Consider the following 22,015-nt stretch of genomic DNA (forward strand, 5'->3'; position numbering starts at 1 on the left):
ATACTGTATGCTCATACAGTATCAAGTATTTTGTAGAAATTGTTGCCGCAGGGTTTGTAGCGCGTATGTCGTCGCCTGTCGACGCACCGATTCACGGTCGCCGCTGAAGCATTCCCGACGCGTAATCCCTTCTCCGCTGACGCTGGCGAAAGCAAACCACACCGTCCCAACCGGCTTTTCTTCACTGCCGCCATCCGGCCCGGCAATCCCGCTAATAGCGACAGCAAAATCGGCGCGAGCGGCCTTCAGCGCCCCAATCGCCATTTCTACCACTACGGGTTCGCTGACCGCGCCATGCTGCGCCAGGGTCTCTTCACGCACGCCAATCATCTGCGCTTTGGCTTCATTACTATAGGTGACAAAGCCGCGTTCAAACCAGGCGGAGCTTCCGGCGATGTCGGTAATGGTTTTCGCCAGCCAACCGCCGGTACAGGACTCCGCTGTCGTTACGGTCGCCCTGCGCGCTTTTAACGCCAGCCCGACCTGTTCGCTAAGCCGCATCAGTTCACTGTCCGTCATTATGACCTCTGTCAGTTAGAAATCCTGCCGGACAAGATAGCACTTTCCAACCAGAGATGGGGATGGGCGGTCGATTTTACGAGGAGGGTTCCGAAAAATTCGTTGGTCGGCGGAAAACATTGCCGGATGACGATGCCCAGGCATCTTATCCGGCCTGTGGGGAGGGCCGGATAAGCGAAGAGCAAATTAGCGCACCCGCGCTAGCGCTACCGCCTGCCCCAGTTGCCAAACCGCCATCGCATAATGCGTGCTGTGGTTATAACGGGTAATAGTGTAGAAGTTCGGCAGGCCGTACCAGTACTGATAGCCCGTACCGATATCCAGACGAAGCAGGCTGGCTTCCTGATAATTGCCCAACGATTGCTGCGGCGTTAAGCCTGCGGCGGCAAGCTGAGAGATGCTGTATTTTGTTTTGAAACCATTCGCCAGTCCCGGCGCCTGACCATTAGCGGGTATCGCGACCGCATCGCCTTTCACCCAGCCATGCGCCTTGAAATAATTCGCCACGCTGCCGATGGCATCAACCGGGTCCCATAGATTGATGTGATTGTCGCCATTAAAATCAACCGCGAATTCTTTATAGGAAGACGGCATAAACTGTCCATAGCCCATCGCGCCCGCAAAAGAACCTTTCAGATTGAGCGGATCGTCTTGTTCATCGCGCGCCATGAGCAGAAAGGTTTCCAGCTCGCCGGAGAAATATTCCGCCCGGCGCGGATAGTTAAATGACAGCGTCGCTAACGCGTCCAGAATCCGTGTTTTCCCCATGATACGTCCCCAGCGGGTTTCCACGCCGATGATGCCCACGATGATTTCCGGCGGTACGCCGTATACCTGCCAGGCGCGGTTCAGGGCGTCTTCATACTGATTCCAGAACACGACACCGTTTTGCACGTTATCCGGCGTAATAAATTGTTTGCGGTAGCGCAGCCAGGCACCATTTGGTCCGGCGGGCGGCTGAGTGGTCGGCGCTTGTCTGTCCATCAGACGCAGAACGTAATCCAGTCTTTTAGACTGCGAGAGGATCTCCTGCAGTTGCTGACGGTCGAAACCGTGTTTACTGACCATTTTATCAATGAACTGCTGCGCATTAGGGTTGTTGGCGAAGTCGCCGCCCATTTGCATGACGTTATGCTGCGGCTCAAGCAGGAAGCCACCGGAAGGCGTGCCCGTCGTCGTTTGAGTGTCGGAAGATTTTGGTGTGCTGCTACAGGCAGCAAGCAATACGCAAAGTGGAAGTAACGCTACATAACGACGCTTGAACATGAGACATCCATTAAACAAATTCAGCCAGGGAGAAGTATGGTAAAACATCCCCCGTCGCACAAGGAAGCGACGTAAGAGAATAAATCCCCCTTCATCCCTTTTCTGGTTGTACCTGTCCCCCCCACAAATCTTTCAACTTAAAATATTTTACTTTTATTTTTCGATCAAAATAACACTTTTAAATCTTTCAATATGATTAAAATGAACGAGAGCTTAGCAAAAAAACTAAAAACCCTACAGGAGAGAACAATGATCGAAACCATTACACATGGTGCGGAGTGGTTCATCGGGTTATTCCAGAAAGGCGGAGAGGTGTTTACCGGTATGGTGACAGGCATTCTTCCGCTACTGATAAGCCTGCTGGTTATCATGAATGCGCTCATCAATTTTATCGGCCAGCAGCGTATTGAGCATTTTGCCCAACGCTGCGCCGGAAATCCGCTATCCCGCTACCTGCTTTTACCGTGCATCGGGACGTTTGTTTTTTGTAATCCGATGACTCTGAGTCTGGGACGCTTTATGCCGGAGAGGTACAAGCCGAGCTATTACGCGGCGGCCTCCTATAGCTGTCACTCCATGAACGGTCTGTTTCCGCATATCAATCCCGGCGAACTGTTTGTTTATCTGGGGATCGCCAGCGGACTCACCACGTTAGGGCTTCCTCTCGGTCCGCTCGCGGTGAGCTATCTGCTGGTAGGTCTGGTGACGAACTTCTTCCGCGGTTGGGTCACCGATCTCACCACCGCTATTTTTGAGAAAAAAATGGGGATTCAACTTGATCAGAAAGTTCATCTGACAGGAGCGGCATCATGACTCGGGTTCGTATTGAGAAAGGCACCGGCGGCTGGGGCGGCCCGCTTGAACTGGACGTTACGCCAGGCAAAAAGATCGTCTATATCACAGCCGGTACGCGCCCGGCGATCGTCGACAAACTGGCGCAGCTAACAGGCTGGCAAGCAGTGGACGGCTTTAAAGAAGGCGAACCGCAGGAAGCGGAGATCGGCGCGGCCATTATCGACTGCGGCGGTACGCTACGCTGCGGTATCTACCCGAAACGCCGGATTCCAACTATTAATATTCACTCGACGGGTAAGTCCGGCCCGCTCGCGCAGTATATTGTTGAGGATATTTATGTCTCCGGCGTAAAAGAAGAAAACATTACTCTTGTCGGCGAAACGTCTGCCAGCCCGCAGCCTGCCGCAGCGACAGCAGGACGTGACTACGACACCAGCAAAAAAATCACCGAGCAAAGCGACGGCCTGCTGGCAAAAGTCGGCATGGGAATGGGCTCCGCCGTGGCGGTACTGTTCCAGTCCGGCCGCGACACCATTGATACGGTGCTAAAAACCATTCTGCCATTTATGGCGTTCGTGTCAGCGCTGATCGGTATCATTATGGCCTCAGGTCTTGGCGACTGGAGCGCCCACGGCCTGGCGCCATTAGCCAGCCAGCCGCTGGGGCTGGTGACGCTGGCATTGATCTGCTCTTTCCCTCTGCTGTCGCCATTTCTCGGCCCTGGTGCTGTTATCGCGCAGGTCATTGGCGTCCTGATCGGCGTTCAGATAGGTCTGGGCAATATTCCTCCACATCTGGCGCTTCCCGCCCTGTTCGCGATTAACGCGCAGGCGGCCTGCGACTTCATCCCGGTCGGCTTATCGCTGGCGGAAGCGAAACAAGACACCGTTCGCGTCGGCGTGCCCTCTGTGCTGGTCGGACGCTTCCTGACTGGCGCGCCTACGGTGCTTATCGCCTGGTTTGTTTCCGGCTTTATTTATCAATAAGAGGTTCAGACATGAGCGTGATTTATCAAACCACCATCACCCGTATCGGCCAGAGTGCGACGGAAGCGCTCGGCGAACAGATGCTGATTACGTTTCGGGAAGGCGCGCCGGCGGATATCGAAGAATTTTGCTTCATCCATTGTCATGGCGAAATGAACGGCGCGCTGCAGCCTGGCGCGCGGTTTGAGCTGGGCCAGCATAGCTATCCGGTCACGGCGGTTGGCAGCGTAGCCGAGCAAAACCTGCGTGAACTGGGGCATATCACTCTGCGTTTCGACGGTCTGCGCAAAGCGGAATTTCCCGGCACCGTACACGTTGCGGGGCCAGTACCGGACGATATCGCACCGGGCTGTATTTTGACGTTTGTCGCTTAAGGAGAAAAACATGAATCAAGTTGCCGTTGTCATTGGCGGAGGCCAGACCCTGGGGGCATTCCTTTGCCGTGGGCTTGCAGAAGAAGGATACCGCGTGGCGGTCGTTGATATTCAAAGCGATAAAGCCGCGAATGTCGCCCAGGAAATTAACGCCGATTTTGGCGAAAGGATGGCGTACAGTTTTGGCGCCGACGCCACCAGCGAGCAGAGCGTGCTGGCGCTTTCCCGCGGCGTAGATGAGATTTTCGGGCGCGTCGATCTACTGGTCTACAGCGCGGGTATCGCCAAAGCGGCGTTTATCAGCGATTTCCAGCTCGGCGATTTTGACCGCTCGTTACAGGTGAATCTGGTGGGCTATTTCCTCTGCGCCCGTGAGTTTTCCCGCCTGATGATCCGCGACGGCATTCAGGGGCGTATCATTCAGATTAACTCTAAATCAGGCAAAGTGGGCAGTAAACACAACTCCGGCTACAGCGCGGCGAAATTCGGCGGCGTGGGGTTAACCCAGTCTCTGGCGCTGGACCTGGCGGAATACGGCATTACCGTACATTCGCTGATGCTCGGCAACCTGTTGAAATCGCCGATGTTTCAGTCGTTACTGCCGCAATACGCCACTAAACTGGGCATTAAGCCCGACGAGGTGGAACAGTATTACATTGATAAGGTGCCGCTCAAACGAGGGTGTGATTATCAGGATGTGCTGAACATGCTGCTATTTTATGCCAGCCCGAAAGCGTCTTATTGCACCGGGCAGTCGATCAACGTAACCGGCGGTCAGGTGATGTTTTGACCGTGAATTGCCGGATAGCGGCGTAAACGCCTTATCCGGCCTACGGCGCCATCAGGTAAAACAACAGGAGCACACTATGGTTTCCACTCTGATTACCGTCGCCGTTATCGCCTGGTGCGCACAACTGGCGCTGGGCGGCTGGCAGATCTCCCGCTTTAATCGGGCTTTCGATAAACTTAGCCAGCAGGGGCGGGTCGGCGTCGGGCGCTCCGGCGGGCGTTTTAAGCCTCGGGTGGTGGTTGCCGTGGCGCTGGACGAACAGCAACGGGTAACGGACACTTTATTGATGAAAGGCCTCACGGTATTCGCCAGACCGGTTAAAATTGCCGCAATGCAAGGAAAACATTTGCATGAATTACAGCCTGATGTGATCTTTCCCCATGATTCGCTCGCGCAGAATGCACTATCATTGGCGCTTAAACTGAAACATGGGTAATTTCGTTGTGAATGCGAATAGCTTGCGAAATTATCATTTTGCAACCAATACCCTAAATAATTCGAGTTGCAGGAAGGCGGCGACGCAGCGAATCCCCAGGTGCGTACATCAGTACGTGACCGGGGTGAGCGAGGACAAATTGGCAAGGCCGATTTGAACGCCGCTTGCGGCGGCCCTTTAGGGCGAGGCCCGGAGGACCGAGTCATGCCAACGCACATACAACTTGAAGTATGACGGGTAAATAGATAAGTCAGGGTAATCACGCCTATGAAACCTCGTCAGCGTCAGGCCGCGATTCTGGAGCACCTGCAAAAACAGGGAAAATGCTCGGTTGAAGAACTGGCCCAGTACTTTGACACAACAGGCACCACTATCCGCAAAGATCTGGTCATTCTGGAAAATGCCGGAACCGTCATCCGTACCTATGGCGGCGTGGTGTTGAATAAAGAAGAGTCCGATCCGCCTATTGATCACAAAACGCTTATCAATACCCACAAAAAAGCGCTGATAGCCGCAACCGCCGTGAAATATATCCATGACGGCGACTCCATTATTCTGGATGCAGGAAGCACAGTGTTACAGATGGTGCCGTTGCTTTCGCGTTTTAGCAACATCACGGTTATGACCAACAGCCTGCATATTGTCAACGCGCTATCGGAACTGGACAACGAACAAACTATCCTGATGCCCGGCGGCACCTTCCGTAAAAAATCGGCGTCGTTTCACGGTCAGCTAGCGGAAAACGCCTTTGAACAGTTCACCTTTGATAAACTTTTCATGGGGACTGACGGTATTGACCTGAACGCTGGCGTGACCACGTTTAACGAGGTTTACACCGTCAGTAAGGCAATGTGCAATGCCGCACGCGAGGTGATTCTGATGGCGGACTCCTCAAAATTTGGTCGTAAAAGCCCCAATGTGGTGTGCAGTCTGGAAAGCGTCGACAAACTGATCACGGACGCCGGTATCGATCCGGTATTTCGTCAGGCGCTGGAAGAGAAAGGGATTACCGTTATCATAACCGGAGAAACCAATGAGTGATGCACTACTAAATGCGGGCCGTCAGACCTTAATGCTGGAGTTACAGGAAGCCAGCCGTCTGCCGGAGCGCCTGGGCGATGATTTTGTCCGCGCCGCCAATATCATTATTCACTGTGAAGGCAAAGTGATCGTTTCCGGTATTGGCAAGTCAGGCCATATTGGTAAAAAAATCGCCGCGACGCTTGCCAGTACCGGTACTCCCGCTTTTTTTGTTCATCCTGCGGAAGCGCTACATGGCGATCTGGGGATGATTGAAAGCCGTGACGTGATGTTATTTATTTCCTATTCCGGCGGCGCAAAAGAACTCGACCTCATCATCCCGCGTCTGGAAGATAAATCCGTCGCGCTGCTGGCGATGACCGGTAAACCTCACTCTCCGCTGGGGCGAGCGGCAAAAGCCGTTCTGGATATTTCCGTCGAGCGTGAAGCCTGCCCGATGCATCTGGCGCCGACGTCCAGTACCGTCAACACGCTGATGATGGGCGATGCGCTGGCGATGGCAGTAATGCAGGCGCGCGGTTTTAACGAAGAAGATTTCGCCCGTTCGCATCCGGCTGGCGCACTGGGCGCGCGTTTACTTAATAATGTGCATCACCTGATGCGCCAGGGCGATGCAATACCGCAGGTAATGCTCACCACCAGCGTGATGGATGCAATGCTGGAACTTAGTCGTACCGGGCTGGGGCTGGTGGCGGTTTGCGATGAGCAACATATTGTGAAAGGCGTCTTTACCGACGGCGACCTGCGTCGCTGGCTGGTGAGCGGCGGTGCGCTCAGCACGCCGGTAAGCGAAGCCATGACGCCCAACGGAATTACGCTCCAGGCGCAAAGCCGCGCCATTGACGCCAAAGAGATCCTGATGAAGCGCAAAATCACCGCCGCGCCGGTGGTCGATGAAAACGGTAAACTCACCGGCGCCATTAACCTGCAGGATTTTTACCAGGCAGGCATTCTCTAATCCTTCAGTCCCAGACGCTTCGCCAGCCGGTGCAGGTTGGCGACGTCGGTTTCCAGCGCCCGCGCGCTGGCCGCCCAATTGTGATTATTTTGCGCCAGCGCCTGGCGAATCATCTCTCGCTGGAAGTTCTCCGTCGATTCACGCAAATTGCGGCAGGTCGGCAGCGCCAGATCGCTTTCCGCAGGCGGCGTGGGTAAAACGTCATCTGACAAGGCAAAATGCTGTGCCTCCAGTACCACCTCCCCCCCTGCCCGGGTCGCTCTCGCCAGCACGACCGCACGGTGAATGGCATGTTCCAGCTCCCGAACGTTGCCTGGCCAGCCATAGTTGAGCAAATGACGGCGCGCGCCGGGACTCAGCACCACACGGGACAGCCCCAGCCGCAGTCGGCACTGCTCGCAAAAATAGCCCGCCAGTAACACCACATCATCGCCGCGCTCGCGCAGCGGCGGCACAAAGAGCGGGAAAACGCTCAGGCGATGGAACAGGTCAGCGCGAAAACGCCCCGCCAGCACCTCCTCTCGCAGGTCTCGGTTGGTCGCCGCCAACACCCGCACATCCACGCGCAGGCTGCGATCGTCGCCGACGCGTTGAATATCGCCATACTGCAATACGCGCAGTAGCTTGGCCTGTAGCGCCAGCGACAGTTCGCCAATCTCATCCAGAAACAGCGTACCCCTGTCGGCCATTTCGAACTTTCCGCTACGGTGGCTGATGGCGCCGGTAAATGCGCCTTTTACATGACCAAACAGCTCGCTTTCCGCCACACTTTCCGGCAGCGCGGCGCAGTTGAGATAGATCAGCGGATTGACCGCTCTGGGGGAGCCCTGATGAATAGCTTTCGCTACAAGCTCTTTACCGGTCCCCGTTTCCCCCCCGATCAACACGTTAAGATCGGAGCTCGCCACAATCTCGATCTCTTTTTTCAACTGCATCATCGCCGGCGACAGGCCGATCATGTGCGTCTCTTTTCTCGGTTCGAACGCGTCAGACGCCCCCGGCAGTATGTTCTGGCTTTCCAGTTGTTCAATCAATAGCGCATTACTCAATGCCCCGGCGGTCAGCGCGGCGATAAGCCGCAGCTCTTCATCGCTGAATACCTCGAACTGCTCCGGCGTCATGGCATCAAGGGTCAGCGCGCCGATGAAGTTCTGTCCGGCAAACAACGGCAGACCAACACAGGCGTGGACTTTCAGGCTTTCCTGTCCGGGAATCAACCCGTCATACGGATCGGGCAAATCGCTATCGGCCGGAAAACGCACCACGTCCCCCGCACGGGCGATGGCCTCCAGGCGTGGATGCCCTTCCAGGGTAAAACGTCTGCCGAGAACGTCCTGCGCCAGGCCGTCAATCGCCAGTGGAATAAATTGTCGTGATTCATAACGCAACAGCGCCGAGGCGTCGCACGCCAGCACCTGACGCAGCGTAGTAATCAGCCGCTGAAAACGATCCTGATGCCCAATGCCGCGTTGTAACTCAATGGCGATGCCCGCCAATACCTCCACGGAAAAACTCATGGCTACCTCATTGTCATTTTGACAATACATAGTGTCATATTGACAGTACTATTTATAGTCTTTTTGACTACATCAAAAATATAAAATCATTATAATTTCATATAAATCAATTAGATGAAAAGTTGGCACACTACCTGCAATAAGCAAAACACTTTTTGCAAACGTTGAATGAATTGAGGTGGTTATGTCTATTCTGGTTAAAAATAATATTCATTGGGTTGGCCAGCGCGACTGGGAAGTCCGTGATTTTCACGGAACCGAATACAAAACGCTGCGCGGCAGCAGCTATAACAGCTATCTCATTCGTGAAGAAAAGAATGTGCTGATCGATACCGTCGATCATAAGTTTAGCCGTGAGTTTGTGCAAAATCTGCGCAGTGAAATCGACCTCGCGGACATCGACTACATCATCATTAACCATGCCGAAGAAGACCATGCGGGCGCACTGACCGAACTGATGGCGCAGATCCCGGACGCGCCTATCTACTGTACCGCCAACGCCATTGATTCTATCAACGGCCATCACCATCACCCGGAATGGAATTTTAAGGTGGTGAAAACCGGCGATACGCTGGATATCGGCAACGGCAAGCAGTTAATCTTCGTAGAAACGCCGATGCTGCACTGGCCGGACAGCATGATGACCTATATGACTGGCGACGCGGTGCTGTTCAGTAACGACGCCTTCGGCCAGCACTACTGCGACGAACGCCTGTTCAACGACGAAGTTGACCAGACCGAACTGTTTGAACAATGCCAGCGCTACTATGCCAATATCCTGACGCCGTTCAGCCGTCTGGTAACGCCAAAAATTACCGAAATCCTCGGCTTCAACCTGCCGGTGGACATGATTGCGACCTCACACGGCGTGGTATGGCGCGACAACCCAATGCAAATCGTGGAGCTGTATCTGAAATGGGCGGCAGATTATCAGGAAGATCGTATCACTATTTTCTACGACACCATGTCGAACAATACTCGCATGATGGCGGATGCCATCGCGCAGGGTATCAACGAAGTGGACCCGAACGTGGCGGTCAAAATCTTTAACGTCGCCCGCAGCGATAAAAATGAAATTCTGACCAACGTGTTCCGTTCGAAAGGCGTGCTGGTCGGCACTTCTACCATGAACAACGTGATGATGCCGAAAATCGCTGGTCTGGTGGAAGAGATGACTGGTCTGCGCTTTCGCAACAAACGCGCCAGCGCCTTCGGTTCTCATGGCTGGAGCGGCGGCGCGGTGGATCGACTGTCCACGCGCTTACAGGATGCCGGTTTTGAAATGTCCCTGAGTCTGAAAACGAAATGGCGTCCGGATCTGGATGCGCTGGAGTTGTGCCGTCAGCACGGTCGCGACATCGCGCGTCAGTGGGCGCTTGCTCCGCTGCCGGAAACCACGCAGAAAACCACGCCAGCCGAAGAAATCACAGCCTGCGCCGCCGCAGACCTCGGCCCTAAAATGCAATGCAGCGTATGCCAGTGGATTTACGACCCTGCGCTGGGTGAACCATTGCAGGATGTCGCGCCGGGTACGCCGTGGAGCGACGTGCCGGATAACTTCCTGTGCCCGGAATGTTCATTAGGTAAAGACGTATTCGACGTACTGGCGACGGAGGCAAAATGAGTCGGGGGATCATAATTATTGGCTCGGGCTTCGCCGCCCGCCAGCTCGTCAAAAATATCCGTAAACAAGATGCGAATGTGCCGTTAACCCTGATTGCGGCGGACAGCATGGATGAGTACAACAAGCCCGATCTCAGCCACGTTATCAGCCAGTCGCAGCGCGCCGATGATCTCACCCGCCAGTTAGCGGGGGAATTCGCTGAACAGTTTAATCTGCGCCTGTTCCCGCATACCTGGGTTGCTGACATTGATGCCGATGCCCATGTGGTGAAAAGTCAGGATAAGCAGTGGCAGTACGACAAGCTGGTACTGGCGATCGGGGCGGCGGCCTTTGTGCCGCTGATTGCAGGACGTGAGTTAATGCTTACTCTGAATAGCCAGCAGGAGTACCGCGCCTGTGAGACACAACTGCGCGACGCGCAGCGGGTGCTGATTGTCGGCGGCGGCCTCATTGGCAGTGAATTAGCGATGGATTTCTGCCGCGCCGGGAAAACGGTAACGCTGATGGATAACGCCGCCAGCCTTCTCGCCTCACTGATGCCACCGGAAGTGAGCAGCCGCTTACAACATCGCCTGACCGATATGGGGGTGCACCTGCTGCTGAAATCGCAGTTGCAAAAACTGGAGAAAACCGAAGCCGGTATCCGCGCTACGCTGGCAAGCCAGCGTAGCATCGAGGTGGATGCGGTGATTGCCGCCACCGGCTTACGCCCGGAAACCGCTCTGGCGCGCCGCGCCGGGGTAGTCATCAACCGCGGCGTCTGCGTGGATAGCTATCTACAGACCAGTCACCCGGATATTTATGCGATCGGCGACTGCGCGGAGATCAACGGTCAGGTGCTGCCCTTCCTGCAACCGATCCAGTTAAGCGCGATGTACCTGGCGAAAAATCTGCTTGGCGGCAACGCGCCGCTGAAGCTACCGGCGATGCTGGTCAAAGTCAAAACGCCGGAACTGCCGCTGCATCTGGCGGGAGAAACTCAGCGCCGCGATTTGAGCTGGCATATTACCGCAGAATCTGACGGTATGATTGCCAAAGGCATGAGCGGAGAAGGCCAACTACGCGCCTTTGTGGTGAGTGAAGACCGCATGAAAGAGGCGTTCACTCTGCTGAAATCATTACCGGTGTAAATGTCTGATGCCGGATGGTGAAGGCGGGTAAAACACAATGCGCCACCGGTACGCAACCGCAGGCCGGATAAAACGCTATGCGTCGCCATCCGGCCTGTTTCATCAGGCCAACCTGCGCGCCGCCGCAATGACCCCTTGCCCCAACGATAATCCGCCATCGCCCGCCGGTAACCGCTGCGGAAATAACAAATTAAAATCAGAAAGGTAAAAGGCAAGACGCGCGCGCAGTAAGCGGTTGTGTATCACCCCGCCGCTGAAGACCAGAGTAGTTATCCCCCGCGCCGTAGCCTGTTGGCGCATTAGCGTGGCAAACCCGCACGCCAGCGCATCATGAAAAGCCCAGGCGCGTTGCGCGGGCGCGGCCTGCCAGTTCAACCATTGCCGCCAGAAAACGGCTACGTCCAGTTGAGCGCCGTTAAGCGGCATCGTTACCGAATGCTCAACGTTAGCGCATTGAGAGGCCAGCGCCTCCAGCGCGCAGGCGGCCTCGCCCTCATAGCTAAGCGATGCTGGCGCGCAGCGAAGCGCGGCGGCCACCGCGTCAAACAACCGCCCGCAGGAAGAGGCCAACGGGGCATTGACGCCGCGCTCAATGGCACGCGCCAGGACATTCCAGTTTTGCTGTTGCAGCCCCGCTGTCTCCGGGTAATCCTGCCAGTCCGGCACAAAGCGCAGGCACTGCGCTAACAGATTACGCCACGGCTGTTTGGCAGCCAGATCGCCTCCCGGCAGCGCCACGGCGGGTAACCCCCCTAAATGTTCGCATTCGCGATAATTGACCCGCAGACATTCTCCACCCCATAGCGCGCCATTCTCGCCCATCCCGATACCGTCTACCGTCAGGGCAATCACCTCTCCGCCGTCCAGCGGCCAACCATGCTCGGCCAGGCAAGCCGCCGCATGGGCATGATGGTGTAACACAGTCTCAGTCGGCAGACACATCTCACTGGCCCACTGACTGGAAACATAACCCGGATGCGCATCACAGACGATACGCTCTGGCGTAAAATCGTAGATTGACTGGATCAGGCGCAATGCCTCGCGCCACTGCGCCTGGATACCATCATCGCTGAGATCGCCCAAATGTTGGCTGACAACCGCCTGTTCGCCGCGTACCAGACAAAACGTGTTTTTCAGATCCGCGCCCAGACAAAGTATCGGCGGCACATCGTGAAATCCGGGCGGCAACGCAATCGCGTCCGGCACGTATCCCCGCGAACGACGCAGCATTTCACCGCTGTCGCGCACGACAGAGTCGTCCATGCGCTGTACAATGTCGCGATTGTGCAACAAAAAACCATCGGCAATTTCGTGTAAATCGTCCAGCGCCTGTTCGTTGGTGATGGCGGGTGGTCTGCCGCTCAGGTTGCCGGATGTCATCACCAGCGGGTCATTGAGCTCCTGCAACAAAAGATGTTGCAATGGGTTGGCTGGCAACATCACGCCCACCTCAGTAAGCCCCGGCGCGATGCCCTCACACAGCAAAGGCACATATTGCTTATCCACCAGCACAATCGGGGCTGCGGGAGTAGCGAGCAAACGGCGCGCCGCCTCCGGCAACGCCTCTGCGTCCGGCAGCATAACGGCCAACGGTTTAGCCGGGCGGCGTTTGCGCGCCCGCAATTTCGCCACCGTCTCGTCATTACGCGCATTGCAAGCGAGATGAAAGCCGCCAATTCCCTTCACCGCCACGATACCACCAGCCTTAAGTATTGCTACCGCCGCCTGTAATGCCGCCTCTTTTTCCGCTCGTTCATGTTGGCTCCGCCACTCAAGCTGCGGCCCGCAGGCCGGACAGGCGACGGGCTGAGCATGGAAACGGCGATCATACGGATCGCGGTATTCGCTGTCGCATTCCGGACACAGGGGAAACGTCGCCATCACCGTAAATGGCCGGTCATAGGGCATAGCGCAAATAATGGTGAAGCGTGGTCCGCAGTGGGTGCAATTGATGAAGGGATAACGGTAGCGCCGCTCGCCAGGGGTATTCATCTCGGCAAGACATGCCGGGCAGGTCGCCGCATCCGGCACGATTTGCGTGTTCATCGAACCGCCTGCGCTCTGACGAATGGCGAAATCCGTTGGTGTGCGCTCCCATATCAACGACGCGTGTTCAACGCTGTCAATGCGCGCCAGCGGCGGACAATCCTGATAGAGCGCGGCAATAAATTGCGACGGCTCCTCCAGCAGCCGAACGACGACGCCGTCGCCGTCATTACACACGTCGCCGTGTAATCGCAACTGCTGCGCTAGCTGCCAGACAAAAGGACGAAAACCGACGCCCTGTACTTTGCCCCGAATGCGTAGCTGTACGCCGGAAGGCGTGTCTGTCACCATCTCATTTTCCCGCCATCATCGAACCCGGATGCCTGATGGTGCCGCGCTTATCAGGCCTACAATCGCACGAACCGTAGGCCGGATAAGGCATTGATGCCGCCATCCGGCAATGCTTTGTGGCGTATTCTACGCGCAATCGCAGAAATCAGAAAAGCAGAGATGCCGTTGAATCCAGCGCCGCACGACGGCGTTTTTCCGCGCTAAGCTGTTCAAGCTTATTACGGTCGACACAGATTAGGGCGTGCGTTGGACAGGCGTCCATACAGGCTGGACCGGCTTCACGATGGTGACACAGATCGCACTTGTTGGCTTCGGCTTTTTCGGCACGCACGTTCAGCCCCGCGCCGCTATTGCGAACCACCGGGCGCACCACCACTTCCATGGCGCCGTAAGGACATGCCACCACGCAGGTTTTACAACCAATGCAGCGTTCCTGCATCACATGAACAAAGCCTTTGTCGCGGCTGATGGCGCCATTCGGGCAGACGTTGGCGCACGGCGCATCTTCACACTGGCGACACAGCGTTGCCGTAGAGACGTTCACGCCTTTGATGACATGGATACGAGGTAAAAAGGTTTCAGGGGTCAGCGATGCGCAATCCTGATTATCCTGATGGGATACGACGCAGGCCACTTCACAGGTACGGCAACCAATGCACTTACTCGCGTCAGCAATGATGAAACGGTTCATCAAATTCTCCAGCAATAACAGATGATGTGCCGATGTATACACAAATCGTGCCAACATTTAACCATATGTTATATAATGGTATTTTATTTTAACCGGAGGGAAAAAGCATGTCATCGACACAAGTGACGATGACGGATGACAACCGTTCAGGGGATGAAAGAAATGCCGAATACCTCATTCGGCATCAAAAAGTTACGCCTCCGGCGCTTCCAGTCGCGCAAATCCGCCGTTTCCCTGCCACCCTTCCAGGCGCTGATAGATGGTGTTTACCGCGTCCTTAATCGGCTGGGTCATCGGATAATAAAACCCGACGATATCCGGCTGGATACCGAGAAAAATCACCTCGCCGACATCCTCTTTGAGCTGATCGACCAGATAGTTCAGCGGCATATTGTGGGTGGTCATCATAAACATTTCAGCGATATCATCCGGATCGATAATGCAGATCTCGCCCGGGTTAAGTCCCATGTCGGTGGCGTCGACAATCAACAGGCGGTCAGGACGCAGTTCGCGAATCGCCACAATGTCATTTTCCGGCGCGCTGCCGCCATCAATCACCACCCAATTACCCTTCGGCTGCGCCGAGCACATTTCAGCCAGTAACGGGCCTGCGCCGTCGTCGCCCATCATGCTATTGCCGACACAGAGTAAAACGTCAGTCACGAAGCCTCCTCACCATCAGGTAGATGGCGCTTTCCTGATGAATGTCATGCAGCATACTGAGCATCAGTTTACTCCATTCTTGCTGCTGCGGGGTCTGCGCGGCGCGCGCGTTATCAAACGCGCGCGCCAGCATCGACACATGGTTAAAATCGATAACGATCTCGCCATACTTCGGCACGCCTTCCATTTTACGCCGGGCATCGCTTCCCTCTTCAAGGGTGGCGATCCACGCCAGATAGTCGTTCCACGGGCAGGTGAGCGCAGCCTCCAGGCAATCGATGACCCCCAGGTGGTGGCCAATCGCCAGGCTGTAATAGACAACCTGCTGCGCCTCGGCGGGCGTCGCATCGTTCTCATCAATAAACTTACGGCTCAGTTGACTGAACACCACCTGTTCGCTCATCGGATACGTGCCTCTTCAACAACATGATTGAGATGGGTGACAATTTCGGTTAAACGCGGATCGTTTTCCGCTTCCAGCCAACGCGCCACCTGCTGCTCACCTTGTCCCAACTGTGTCAGGTAATCATCGGCGATCTGACGACCGTAGCGATAACCCGCCAGCCGACGCGCCGCGCGATCTACCTTCACGCGCAGCGGCTGCACCATATCCGGATGCAGAATTTCCGCCGCCTGGTCGTCCAGTTCCCCTGGCGCGCGCGCGTGGATTTTCTGCTCCAGCAGGCCAAGCGCCATCGCAAAGCCATACAGCGTCGCCGCAGGCGTTGGCGGGCAGCCTGGAATATACACATCCACCGGGACGATTTTATCCGTACCGCCCCAGACGCAGTACAGGTCATGGAAAATGCCGCCGCTGTTGCCGCAGGCGCCGTAAGAGATACAAATTTTCGGGTCCGGCGCCGACTGCCAGGCACGCAGCGCCGGAGAGCGCATGGCGCGGGTTACCGCGCCGGTAAACAGCAGAATATCGGCATGGCGCGGCGACGGTACCACTTTGATGCCGAAACGCTCGGCATCAAACAACGGCGAAAGCGTCGCAAAGATTTCGATTTCACAGCCGTTACAGCCACCGCAGTCCACGCGGTAAACGTATGCCGAACGCTTAATATTTTTCAGTAGAGACGCCTTCATGCTGGCGATGGATTCATCCACCGTCATCGGTACCGGAATGCCGTTGGCGTCACGCGGGCCTAATAAATTGCTCATTAGCTGACCTCTTTCATATGGCGAGTCAGTTCAATACGGTCGGACGGCACCAGGCATTTCTGACGCTTACAGTCCGGGCAAGTCTCAAAGCTTTCGCGGTAATGTTCCGCGCGGCTGTCGCCGTTGTGTTTGAGCAGCGCAATGGCGTAATCAATCTCTTTTTGCACGGCAAAAGGACGGTGACAAACGCGGCAGTGACACAGTGCAAAGCGGGACTGTTGCAGAAAATCCTCTTTCTTCCACACCGCCAGTTCATATTCCTGTGACAGTTTAATCGCCGCCGTCGGGCATACTTCCTCGCAGCGGGCGCAGAAAATACAACGCCCAAGGTTGAACTGCCAGGCCAGCTCATTGGTCGCAAGATCGGTTTCTACCGTCAGCGCGTTCGACGGGCAGGCATTAACGCAGGCGGCGCAGCCGATGCACTGCTGCGGGTTATGTTCCGGCTTGCCGCGGAAGTTTTTATCAACCGCAATCGGCTCCAGCGGATAAGACGAGGTCGCCGTGCCGGTTTTGATAACTTTTTTGATAAAGGTAAACATGGCGATTCCTTATTTCAGCGGCGAGTTTTTACGCTCAATGCTATAGCGCTCAAGTTCTTTGTACGGCACGACTTTGCTCTTCTTCTTACGCACATCGACCACAGTCATACGGTCGGTACAGGAGTAGCACGGGTCAAGGCTGCCGATAATCAGCGGCGCGTCGGAGACAGTGTTGCCGCGCAGCATATAGCGCAAAGTCGGCCAGTTGGCGTAGGTCGCCGCACGGCAGCGCCAGCGGTACAACTTCTGATTGTCGCCGGTCATGCTCCAGTGGATATCATCGCCGCGCGGCGCTTCAGCGAAGCCGAGCGCAAAACGGTGCGGAATATAGGTGAAGCCTTCCACCATTAGCGGGCCACCCGGCAGATTATCCAGACCGAAGTCGATCATATTCAGCGAGGTGTAGACTTCGTTGATACGGACTTTCAGACGGGAAATCACATCGCAACCCTGCTCGCTATGTACTTCCATCGGCAGCAGACCGTAGCCGACAAACGGGTGGTCGGCGCGGGTGTCGCGGGCGTGACCGCTGGCGCGCCCCATCGGGCCGACGTTACTAAAGTCACGGGCAATTTCCGGTTCCAGACGGCCAATACCGACGGTACGCTGCTCCATATTTGGCGTACTGAGCAGCATATCCACCAGCTCCTGCACGTCGCGACGCATCTGCTGCGCCAGTTGACGGGTCTGGATCATATCCTCTTTCAGCAGATCGCGGCGAATCCCGCCGATCAGGTTCAGGCCGTAAGTTTTGCGCGCCCCGGTAAGGATTTCTGCCATCTTCATGGAGGTTTCGCGCACGCGGAAGAACTGCATAAAGCCGGAGTCAAAGCCGGTAAAGTGGCAGGCCAGGCCGAGGTTTAACAGATGCGAGTGCAGACGCTCCACTTCCAGCAAAATAGCGCGGATCATTTGCGCGCGTTCCGGCACCTGAATGCCCATCGCGTTTTCCACGGAGGTGGTGTAGGCGGTGCTGTGTGCGAAGCCGCAGATACCACACACGCGATCCGAAAGGAAGGTGACTTCGTTATAACCCATGCGGGTTTCCGCCAGTTTTTCCATGCCGCGGTGGACGTAGAACAGGCGGTAGTCAGCGTCGATAATGTTTTCACCATCGACGAACAGACGGAAGTGGCCCGGTTCATCGGAAGTGACATGCAGCGGGCCAATCGGCACCACGTTATTTTTCTTGTCACCCAGCTCGTTAATGAACTCGTAGGTTTCCGCATCGGTGGTCGGCGCCGGGCGCTGACGATAATCCATGCTGTCTTTACGCAGCGGATAGAGTTCATCCGGCCAGTCGTCCGGCAGTACCAGACGGCGCTCGTCCGGTAGGCCGACCGGGATTAAACCGTACATGTCGCGCACTTCGCGCTCCCCCCACACGGCAGCCGGCACGCGCGGCGTGACGGAGGGATATTCCGGCTTATTTGGATCAACCTCAACGCGCACCGTTACCCAGCACTTCGTGCCCAGCTCCATCGACATCACGTAATAAACAGCATAGTGGCCGCACAACTGGCGTTCGTCATTACCGAACAGCACCGACAGCCATCCACCCTGCTGGTAGTAAAGAAACTCCACCACTTCCGGCAGATAGTTCACTTTCACCGTAATAGTCAGCTGATCTTTGGTCTGCCAGGCTTCGTCCAGCACTACGCCCGGAAACGCCTGGTGCAGCGCCGCAAGGTATTGTTGACCTAATTTTTCTTCAGACATGCTCAAACTCTCTTAAATCACGCCGCCAGCAAGGAGACGAAGGCTAAAAACGCAAACCCAAAACCGGCCCAGGTCACGCGTGAAGTGGCGCAAAAACGCAGTCGCGCCATGCTGTTTTCAAACAGGGCGATCACCAGTACGCCGACAATCAGCTTGACGACGGCAATCACCAGCGCCAGCAACAGTCCGCCTGCGCTGAAAGTTTCCATCTGTCCCCACGGCAGAAACACGCCGACGAACATTTGCAGCACCACCAGTTGCTTAAGGCTAATGCCCCATTTCAGCACCGCAAAGCCGCTACCGCTGTATTCGGTCAACGGCCCTTCCTGCAACTCCTGCTCCGCTTCCGCCAGGTCGAACGGCAGCTTGCCCATTTCGATAAAGGTAGCGAAAGCGCAGGCGCACAGCGCCAGAATCAGCGGAATACTGCGCGCGACAGGCCAGTGATAAATGGTATCGGTGATATTGCTAATATGGGTAGAGCCCACGACCTGCGCGGCGACCCACAGGCCCAGCAGCAAAATCGGCTCCACCAGCACGCCAAGCATCGCTTCACGGCTCGCGCCAATAGCAGTAAACGGGCTACCGGTATCCAGACCCGCGATAGAGAAAAAGAAACGGGCGATGGCGAACAGGTAAATTAAGGTGATCAGATCGCCCAATTGCGGCAACGGCGAGCCAACGGTCACCACCGGCAGCGCGGTGGCGATAGTCAGCATCACGCCGACCATCACAAACGGCGTCAGGCGAAAAACCCAGCCGGAATCCGCAGGCGCAATACTCTGACGACCGAGCAGTTTGATAATGTCGCGGTACTCCTGCAACACGCCCGGCCCACGACGATTGTGCAGACGGGCGCGCGCCACGCGAGTAATACCAGACAGCAATGGCGCAACGGCAAATAGCACCAGCGCCTGAATTAACGGATAAAACACACTCATTTTCAGGCTCCTCGTGAAACCACAATCACCACCAGCACCGCCAGTTCAATCAGCGCCAGACGACGGAACAGCACCGCTGCCGCCGCGCTCTGCCAGCCCGGCACCAGAGAGACAGGATTAAGCCATTGACGCAATTTAAGTACCGGGGCAAAGGCCTCTTTCACCGGCATGGCGAAACCGTGCGCGGTGATCACCATCGACTGCTCATGGTCGTAGCCGCACACCCAGGCCGCGCCGCGGGAGCGCGATGGCAGACGGTTGCCTTTGAACATCGCCATAATGATGAACGGCAGTAGCGGACAGGCGACCAACAGCAGCGTGATCATCGGCTGCGATACGGTGGTGTGCGCGGTTTCCAGCGGCAACGGTACCGCAGTGGAAATCATCGGCAACAGCCACGGCGCGGCAACCCCGCCCAGTACGCAGCAAATCGCCAATGCCACCACGCTGACGCCCATCAGGATTGGCGCGCAACTGGCGTTTTCCGCCTCTTTCGTGCGCGGCGCGCCGAGGAACGTCACGCCGTAAACTTTCGCCATACACATCACCGCCAGCGCGCCGGTAATCGCCAGGCCAACCGCCAGCAGCGGCCCTAACAGACGACCAACAAACGCACCGCTATTGCCCAGTTTGAAGAAGGACTGGTAAATCACCCACTCGCCGGCAAAGCCGTTCAGCGGCGGCAGCGCGGCCATCGCCATCAGACCGACCAGCATGGCGATAGAAATAACCGGCATCCGTTTGCCAATACCGCCCAGTTTTTCGATATCGCGATGACCGGTACGGAACCAGATGCTGCCCGCGCCCAAAAACAGTACGCTTTTGAACAGACTATGGTTCAGCAGATGATAGAGTCCGCCGGTCAGACCCAGCGCGATCAGTACCGGCTGATTGAGAGCAATCCCGGTAACGCCTGCGCCCAGACCGAGCAGAATGATGCCGATATTTTCCAGCGTGTGATAGGCCAGCAAACGCTGAATGTTATGCTCCATCAGCGCATACAGGCCACCGACAAAGGCGGTGATCATCCCAAGCACCAGCAGCGCCACGCCCCACCACAGCGGCGCATTACCGCCAATCAGCGACAGCGACAGAATGCCCAGCAGCCCGATTTTCATCACTACGGTCGAGAACAGCGCGGCGGCGGGAGCGCTGGCGTTAGCGTGCGCCTGCGGCACCCAGCCGTGTAGCGGGATAATCCCGGCCAGCAGACCAAAACCGATAACGCCGAGCAGCCAGATATCGGAGCCCAGCGGCAGTTGCTGAGCGCGTTGATCCAGCAGCCCCAGATCCAGCGTGCCGTAGCGCTGCCACACCAGCCAGCAGGCGATTGCCAGTAGCAGCGTACCGAGACGACCCAGCGCAAACCACAGTTTGCCCTCTTTGCTACCGCCGGTAAGGAACACGGCGCAGAGCGCCATGATTTCCGCCATCACCACCATCGTCCCCAGATTACTGGCGACCACGGCGCAGACGGCTGCCGCCATCAGCAGGTTGACCAACAGTCCGTTGGCTTTTACCTGTGGATGGCGATGCCAGTCGATATTGAACAGGCTGACGAACAGACCGCACAGCCCCAGAGTAATCAGCCAGATAGCATTCAGCGGCGTAATTTGCAGCATGTGGCCGGTAAACGGCATCACGCCGCTAACCGTAACGGCGCTGTTCAGTACGGTGAACCCCGCGCCTGCCGTACACAGGCTGCCGACCGCGCCGCCGATACCGGCAATCCAGCCGCTCAGCGCTTTATGAAACGAAAACAGAAACGCCAGAACGGCGGCGGCGGCGGCGGCAAACCACGCTACGCCACTAGTAATCAGTGAAAGTGAACTCATTATGCATCCCCACTCTGAGCCTGCTGAAACAAGGTGAGATCGCCAAAATCGGTATTAAACGTCAGCTCACGTTTACGTTTGCTGGCGCGGGCGATATCCGTGTTATCCACCAGGTGTAGCGCTTTGGTTGGACACATACGTACGCAGGCCGGGCCTTGCTCGTCAAAACTGCACAGGTCGCATTTCACCGCGATAGCGCGTACGCCCGGCACCCAGTCGAGCAATGTACTGACACGCGCAGGCGCAGGCGGCGCGGGCGGCGCTTTCGGCGTATTGGCGTTCGCCGGAATATGCAGCGGACGGCTGCCGGAAAACTCAATAGCGCCAAACGGACAGGCAATACCACACAGTTTGCAGCTCACGCACAGGTTTTCATTAAGCTGGACAGCGCCGTCAACGCGATTAATCGCGTTAACCGGGCATACCGTGGCGCATGGCGCATCTTCACAGTGGTGACAGAGCTGCGGCGCAGATTCTTTTTCATTCAGCATCACTTTCAGGCGCGGCATTGATTGCAGGCCATGCTGGCGATGCGTCTCTGAACAGGCGGCCTCACAGGTGTGACAGCCGATACAGAGAGTGGAGTCAGCAATTACAAAACGATTCACCAGGCATTCCTCAGGTGATTGTCATTTTTGACGAAAACATGCCGTTGAAATGTCATTTTCGACACTTATCGACACG

Annotated in this window: 22 protein-coding genes; 9 read left to right on the forward strand and 13 right to left on the reverse strand. The window is 56.3% G+C overall.

Features of this window, described 5'->3' with window-relative positions; genetic code table 11:
* Positions 1-21: 21 nt before the first annotated feature.
* Positions 22-519 (reverse strand): nicotinamide-nucleotide amidase, encoded by a 498-nt coding sequence (gene pncC / locus ACE15A_RS18240; RefSeq protein WP_053509032.1) that lies wholly within the window; start codon positions 517-519, stop codon positions 22-24.
* A gap of 186 nt (positions 520-705) precedes the next feature.
* Positions 706-1,785 carry a lytic murein transglycosylase B gene (mltB, locus tag ACE15A_RS18245; RefSeq protein WP_053509034.1) on the reverse strand — a complete coding sequence of 360 codons (1,080 nt, stop codon included), beginning with the start codon at positions 1,783-1,785 and terminating at the stop codon, positions 706-708.
* Positions 1,786-2,034: 249 nt separating this feature from the next.
* On the opposite strand from mltB, the gene srlA reads away from it, so the two are divergent.
* From srlA to gutQ, 7 genes are all read left to right on the forward strand, one after another.
* Positions 2,035-2,598: a PTS glucitol/sorbitol transporter subunit IIC gene (gene srlA / locus ACE15A_RS18250; RefSeq protein ID WP_053509035.1), complete on the forward strand. Its 564-nt coding sequence runs from the start codon at positions 2,035-2,037 to the stop codon at positions 2,596-2,598.
* Positions 2,595-3,566, forward strand: a complete 972-nt coding sequence (locus tag ACE15A_RS18255; protein WP_053509037.1) for a PTS glucitol/sorbitol transporter subunit IIB — start codon at positions 2,595-2,597, stop codon at positions 3,564-3,566. The genes srlA and ACE15A_RS18255 overlap by 4 nt, the downstream gene beginning before the upstream one ends.
* 11 nt (positions 3,567-3,577) lie before the next feature.
* Entirely contained in the window at positions 3,578-3,940 is a 363-nt protein-coding gene (gene srlB, locus ACE15A_RS18260) for a PTS glucitol/sorbitol transporter subunit IIA (RefSeq protein ID WP_053509039.1), read from the forward strand.
* Between the two features lie 10 nt (positions 3,941-3,950).
* A complete protein-coding gene (srlD, locus tag ACE15A_RS18265) occupies positions 3,951-4,730 on the forward strand; it encodes a sorbitol-6-phosphate dehydrogenase (protein ID WP_053509041.1) in 780 nt (259 codons plus the stop codon).
* Between the two features lie 76 nt (positions 4,731-4,806).
* Positions 4,807-5,166: a transcriptional regulator GutM gene (gene gutM / locus ACE15A_RS18270; protein ID WP_000255198.1), complete on the forward strand. Its 360-nt coding sequence runs from the start codon at positions 4,807-4,809 to the stop codon at positions 5,164-5,166.
* Between the two features lie 267 nt (positions 5,167-5,433).
* A complete protein-coding gene (gene srlR / locus ACE15A_RS18275) occupies positions 5,434-6,207 on the forward strand; it encodes a glucitol operon DNA-binding transcriptional repressor SrlR (RefSeq protein WP_053509043.1) in 774 nt (257 codons plus the stop codon).
* Positions 6,200-7,165, forward strand: coding sequence for an arabinose-5-phosphate isomerase GutQ (gutQ, locus tag ACE15A_RS18280; RefSeq protein WP_053509045.1), 966 nt, complete (start codon positions 6,200-6,202; stop codon positions 7,163-7,165). The genes srlR and gutQ overlap by 8 nt, the downstream gene beginning before the upstream one ends.
* Here gutQ and norR read toward each other — a convergent pair.
* A complete protein-coding gene (gene norR / locus ACE15A_RS18285) occupies positions 7,162-8,682 on the reverse strand; it encodes a nitric oxide reductase transcriptional regulator NorR (RefSeq protein ID WP_053509047.1) in 1,521 nt (506 codons plus the stop codon). The two genes, gutQ and norR, sit on opposite strands and share 4 nt — an antisense overlap.
* Positions 8,683-8,866: 184 nt before the next feature.
* Between norR and norV the strand changes: the two genes are divergently transcribed.
* A complete protein-coding gene (gene norV / locus ACE15A_RS18290; protein WP_053509049.1) occupies positions 8,867-10,306 on the forward strand; it encodes an anaerobic nitric oxide reductase flavorubredoxin in 1,440 nt (479 codons plus the stop codon).
* Positions 10,303-11,436: an NADH:flavorubredoxin reductase NorW gene (gene norW, locus ACE15A_RS18295; RefSeq protein WP_053509051.1), complete on the forward strand. Its 1,134-nt coding sequence runs from the start codon at positions 10,303-10,305 to the stop codon at positions 11,434-11,436. The genes norV and norW overlap by 4 nt, the downstream gene beginning before the upstream one ends.
* 102 nt (positions 11,437-11,538) lie before the next feature.
* Here the strand turns inward: norW and hypF are convergent, their stop codons facing one another.
* The 10 genes from hypF to hycB form a co-directional block, all read right to left on the reverse strand.
* The gene (hypF, locus tag ACE15A_RS18300) at positions 11,539-13,773 is read right to left on the reverse strand and encodes a carbamoyltransferase HypF (RefSeq protein ID WP_053509053.1); all 2,235 of its coding nucleotides are present in this window, start codon (positions 13,771-13,773) and stop codon (positions 11,539-11,541) included.
* 145 nt (positions 13,774-13,918) lie between these two features.
* The gene (gene hydN, locus ACE15A_RS18305; RefSeq protein WP_023249373.1) at positions 13,919-14,464 is read right to left on the reverse strand and encodes an electron transport protein HydN; all 546 of its coding nucleotides are present in this window, start codon (positions 14,462-14,464) and stop codon (positions 13,919-13,921) included.
* Between the two features lie 192 nt (positions 14,465-14,656).
* A complete protein-coding gene (gene hycI, locus ACE15A_RS18310; protein WP_053509055.1) occupies positions 14,657-15,127 on the reverse strand; it encodes a hydrogenase maturation peptidase HycI in 471 nt (156 codons plus the stop codon).
* Positions 15,120-15,530, reverse strand: a complete 411-nt coding sequence (locus ACE15A_RS18315; RefSeq protein ID WP_023249371.1) for a formate hydrogenlyase maturation HycH family protein — start codon at positions 15,528-15,530, stop codon at positions 15,120-15,122. Before ACE15A_RS18315 ends, hycI begins: the two co-directional genes overlap by 8 nt.
* Positions 15,527-16,294, reverse strand: a complete 768-nt coding sequence (gene hycG / locus ACE15A_RS18320) for a formate hydrogenlyase subunit HycG (RefSeq protein WP_023180410.1) — start codon at positions 16,292-16,294, stop codon at positions 15,527-15,529. Before hycG ends, ACE15A_RS18315 begins: the two co-directional genes overlap by 4 nt.
* Positions 16,294-16,836, reverse strand: a complete 543-nt coding sequence (gene hycF / locus ACE15A_RS18325) for a formate hydrogenlyase subunit HycF (RefSeq protein WP_023249369.1) — start codon at positions 16,834-16,836, stop codon at positions 16,294-16,296. Before hycF ends, hycG begins: the two co-directional genes overlap by 1 nt.
* A 9-nt stretch (positions 16,837-16,845) precedes the next feature.
* A complete protein-coding gene (gene hycE / locus ACE15A_RS18330; protein ID WP_053509057.1) occupies positions 16,846-18,555 on the reverse strand; it encodes a formate hydrogenlyase subunit HycE in 1,710 nt (569 codons plus the stop codon).
* Between the two features lie 17 nt (positions 18,556-18,572).
* A complete protein-coding gene (locus ACE15A_RS18335; protein WP_129382487.1) occupies positions 18,573-19,496 on the reverse strand; it encodes a respiratory chain complex I subunit 1 family protein in 924 nt (307 codons plus the stop codon).
* A 2-nt stretch (positions 19,497-19,498) separates the two neighbouring features.
* Entirely contained in the window at positions 19,499-21,331 is a 1,833-nt protein-coding gene (hycC, locus tag ACE15A_RS18340) for a formate hydrogenlyase subunit 3 (RefSeq protein WP_053509059.1), read from the reverse strand.
* Positions 21,331-21,939, reverse strand: a complete 609-nt coding sequence (gene hycB, locus ACE15A_RS18345) for a formate hydrogenlyase subunit HycB (protein ID WP_053509061.1) — start codon at positions 21,937-21,939, stop codon at positions 21,331-21,333. The genes hycC and hycB overlap by 1 nt, the downstream gene beginning before the upstream one ends.
* Between the last annotated feature and the right edge of the window lie 76 nt (positions 21,940-22,015).

The organism is Salmonella sp. HY31 (assembly GCF_042604575.1).
Taxonomy (GTDB): Bacteria; Pseudomonadota; Gammaproteobacteria; order Enterobacterales; family Enterobacteriaceae; genus Salmonella; species Salmonella diarizonae.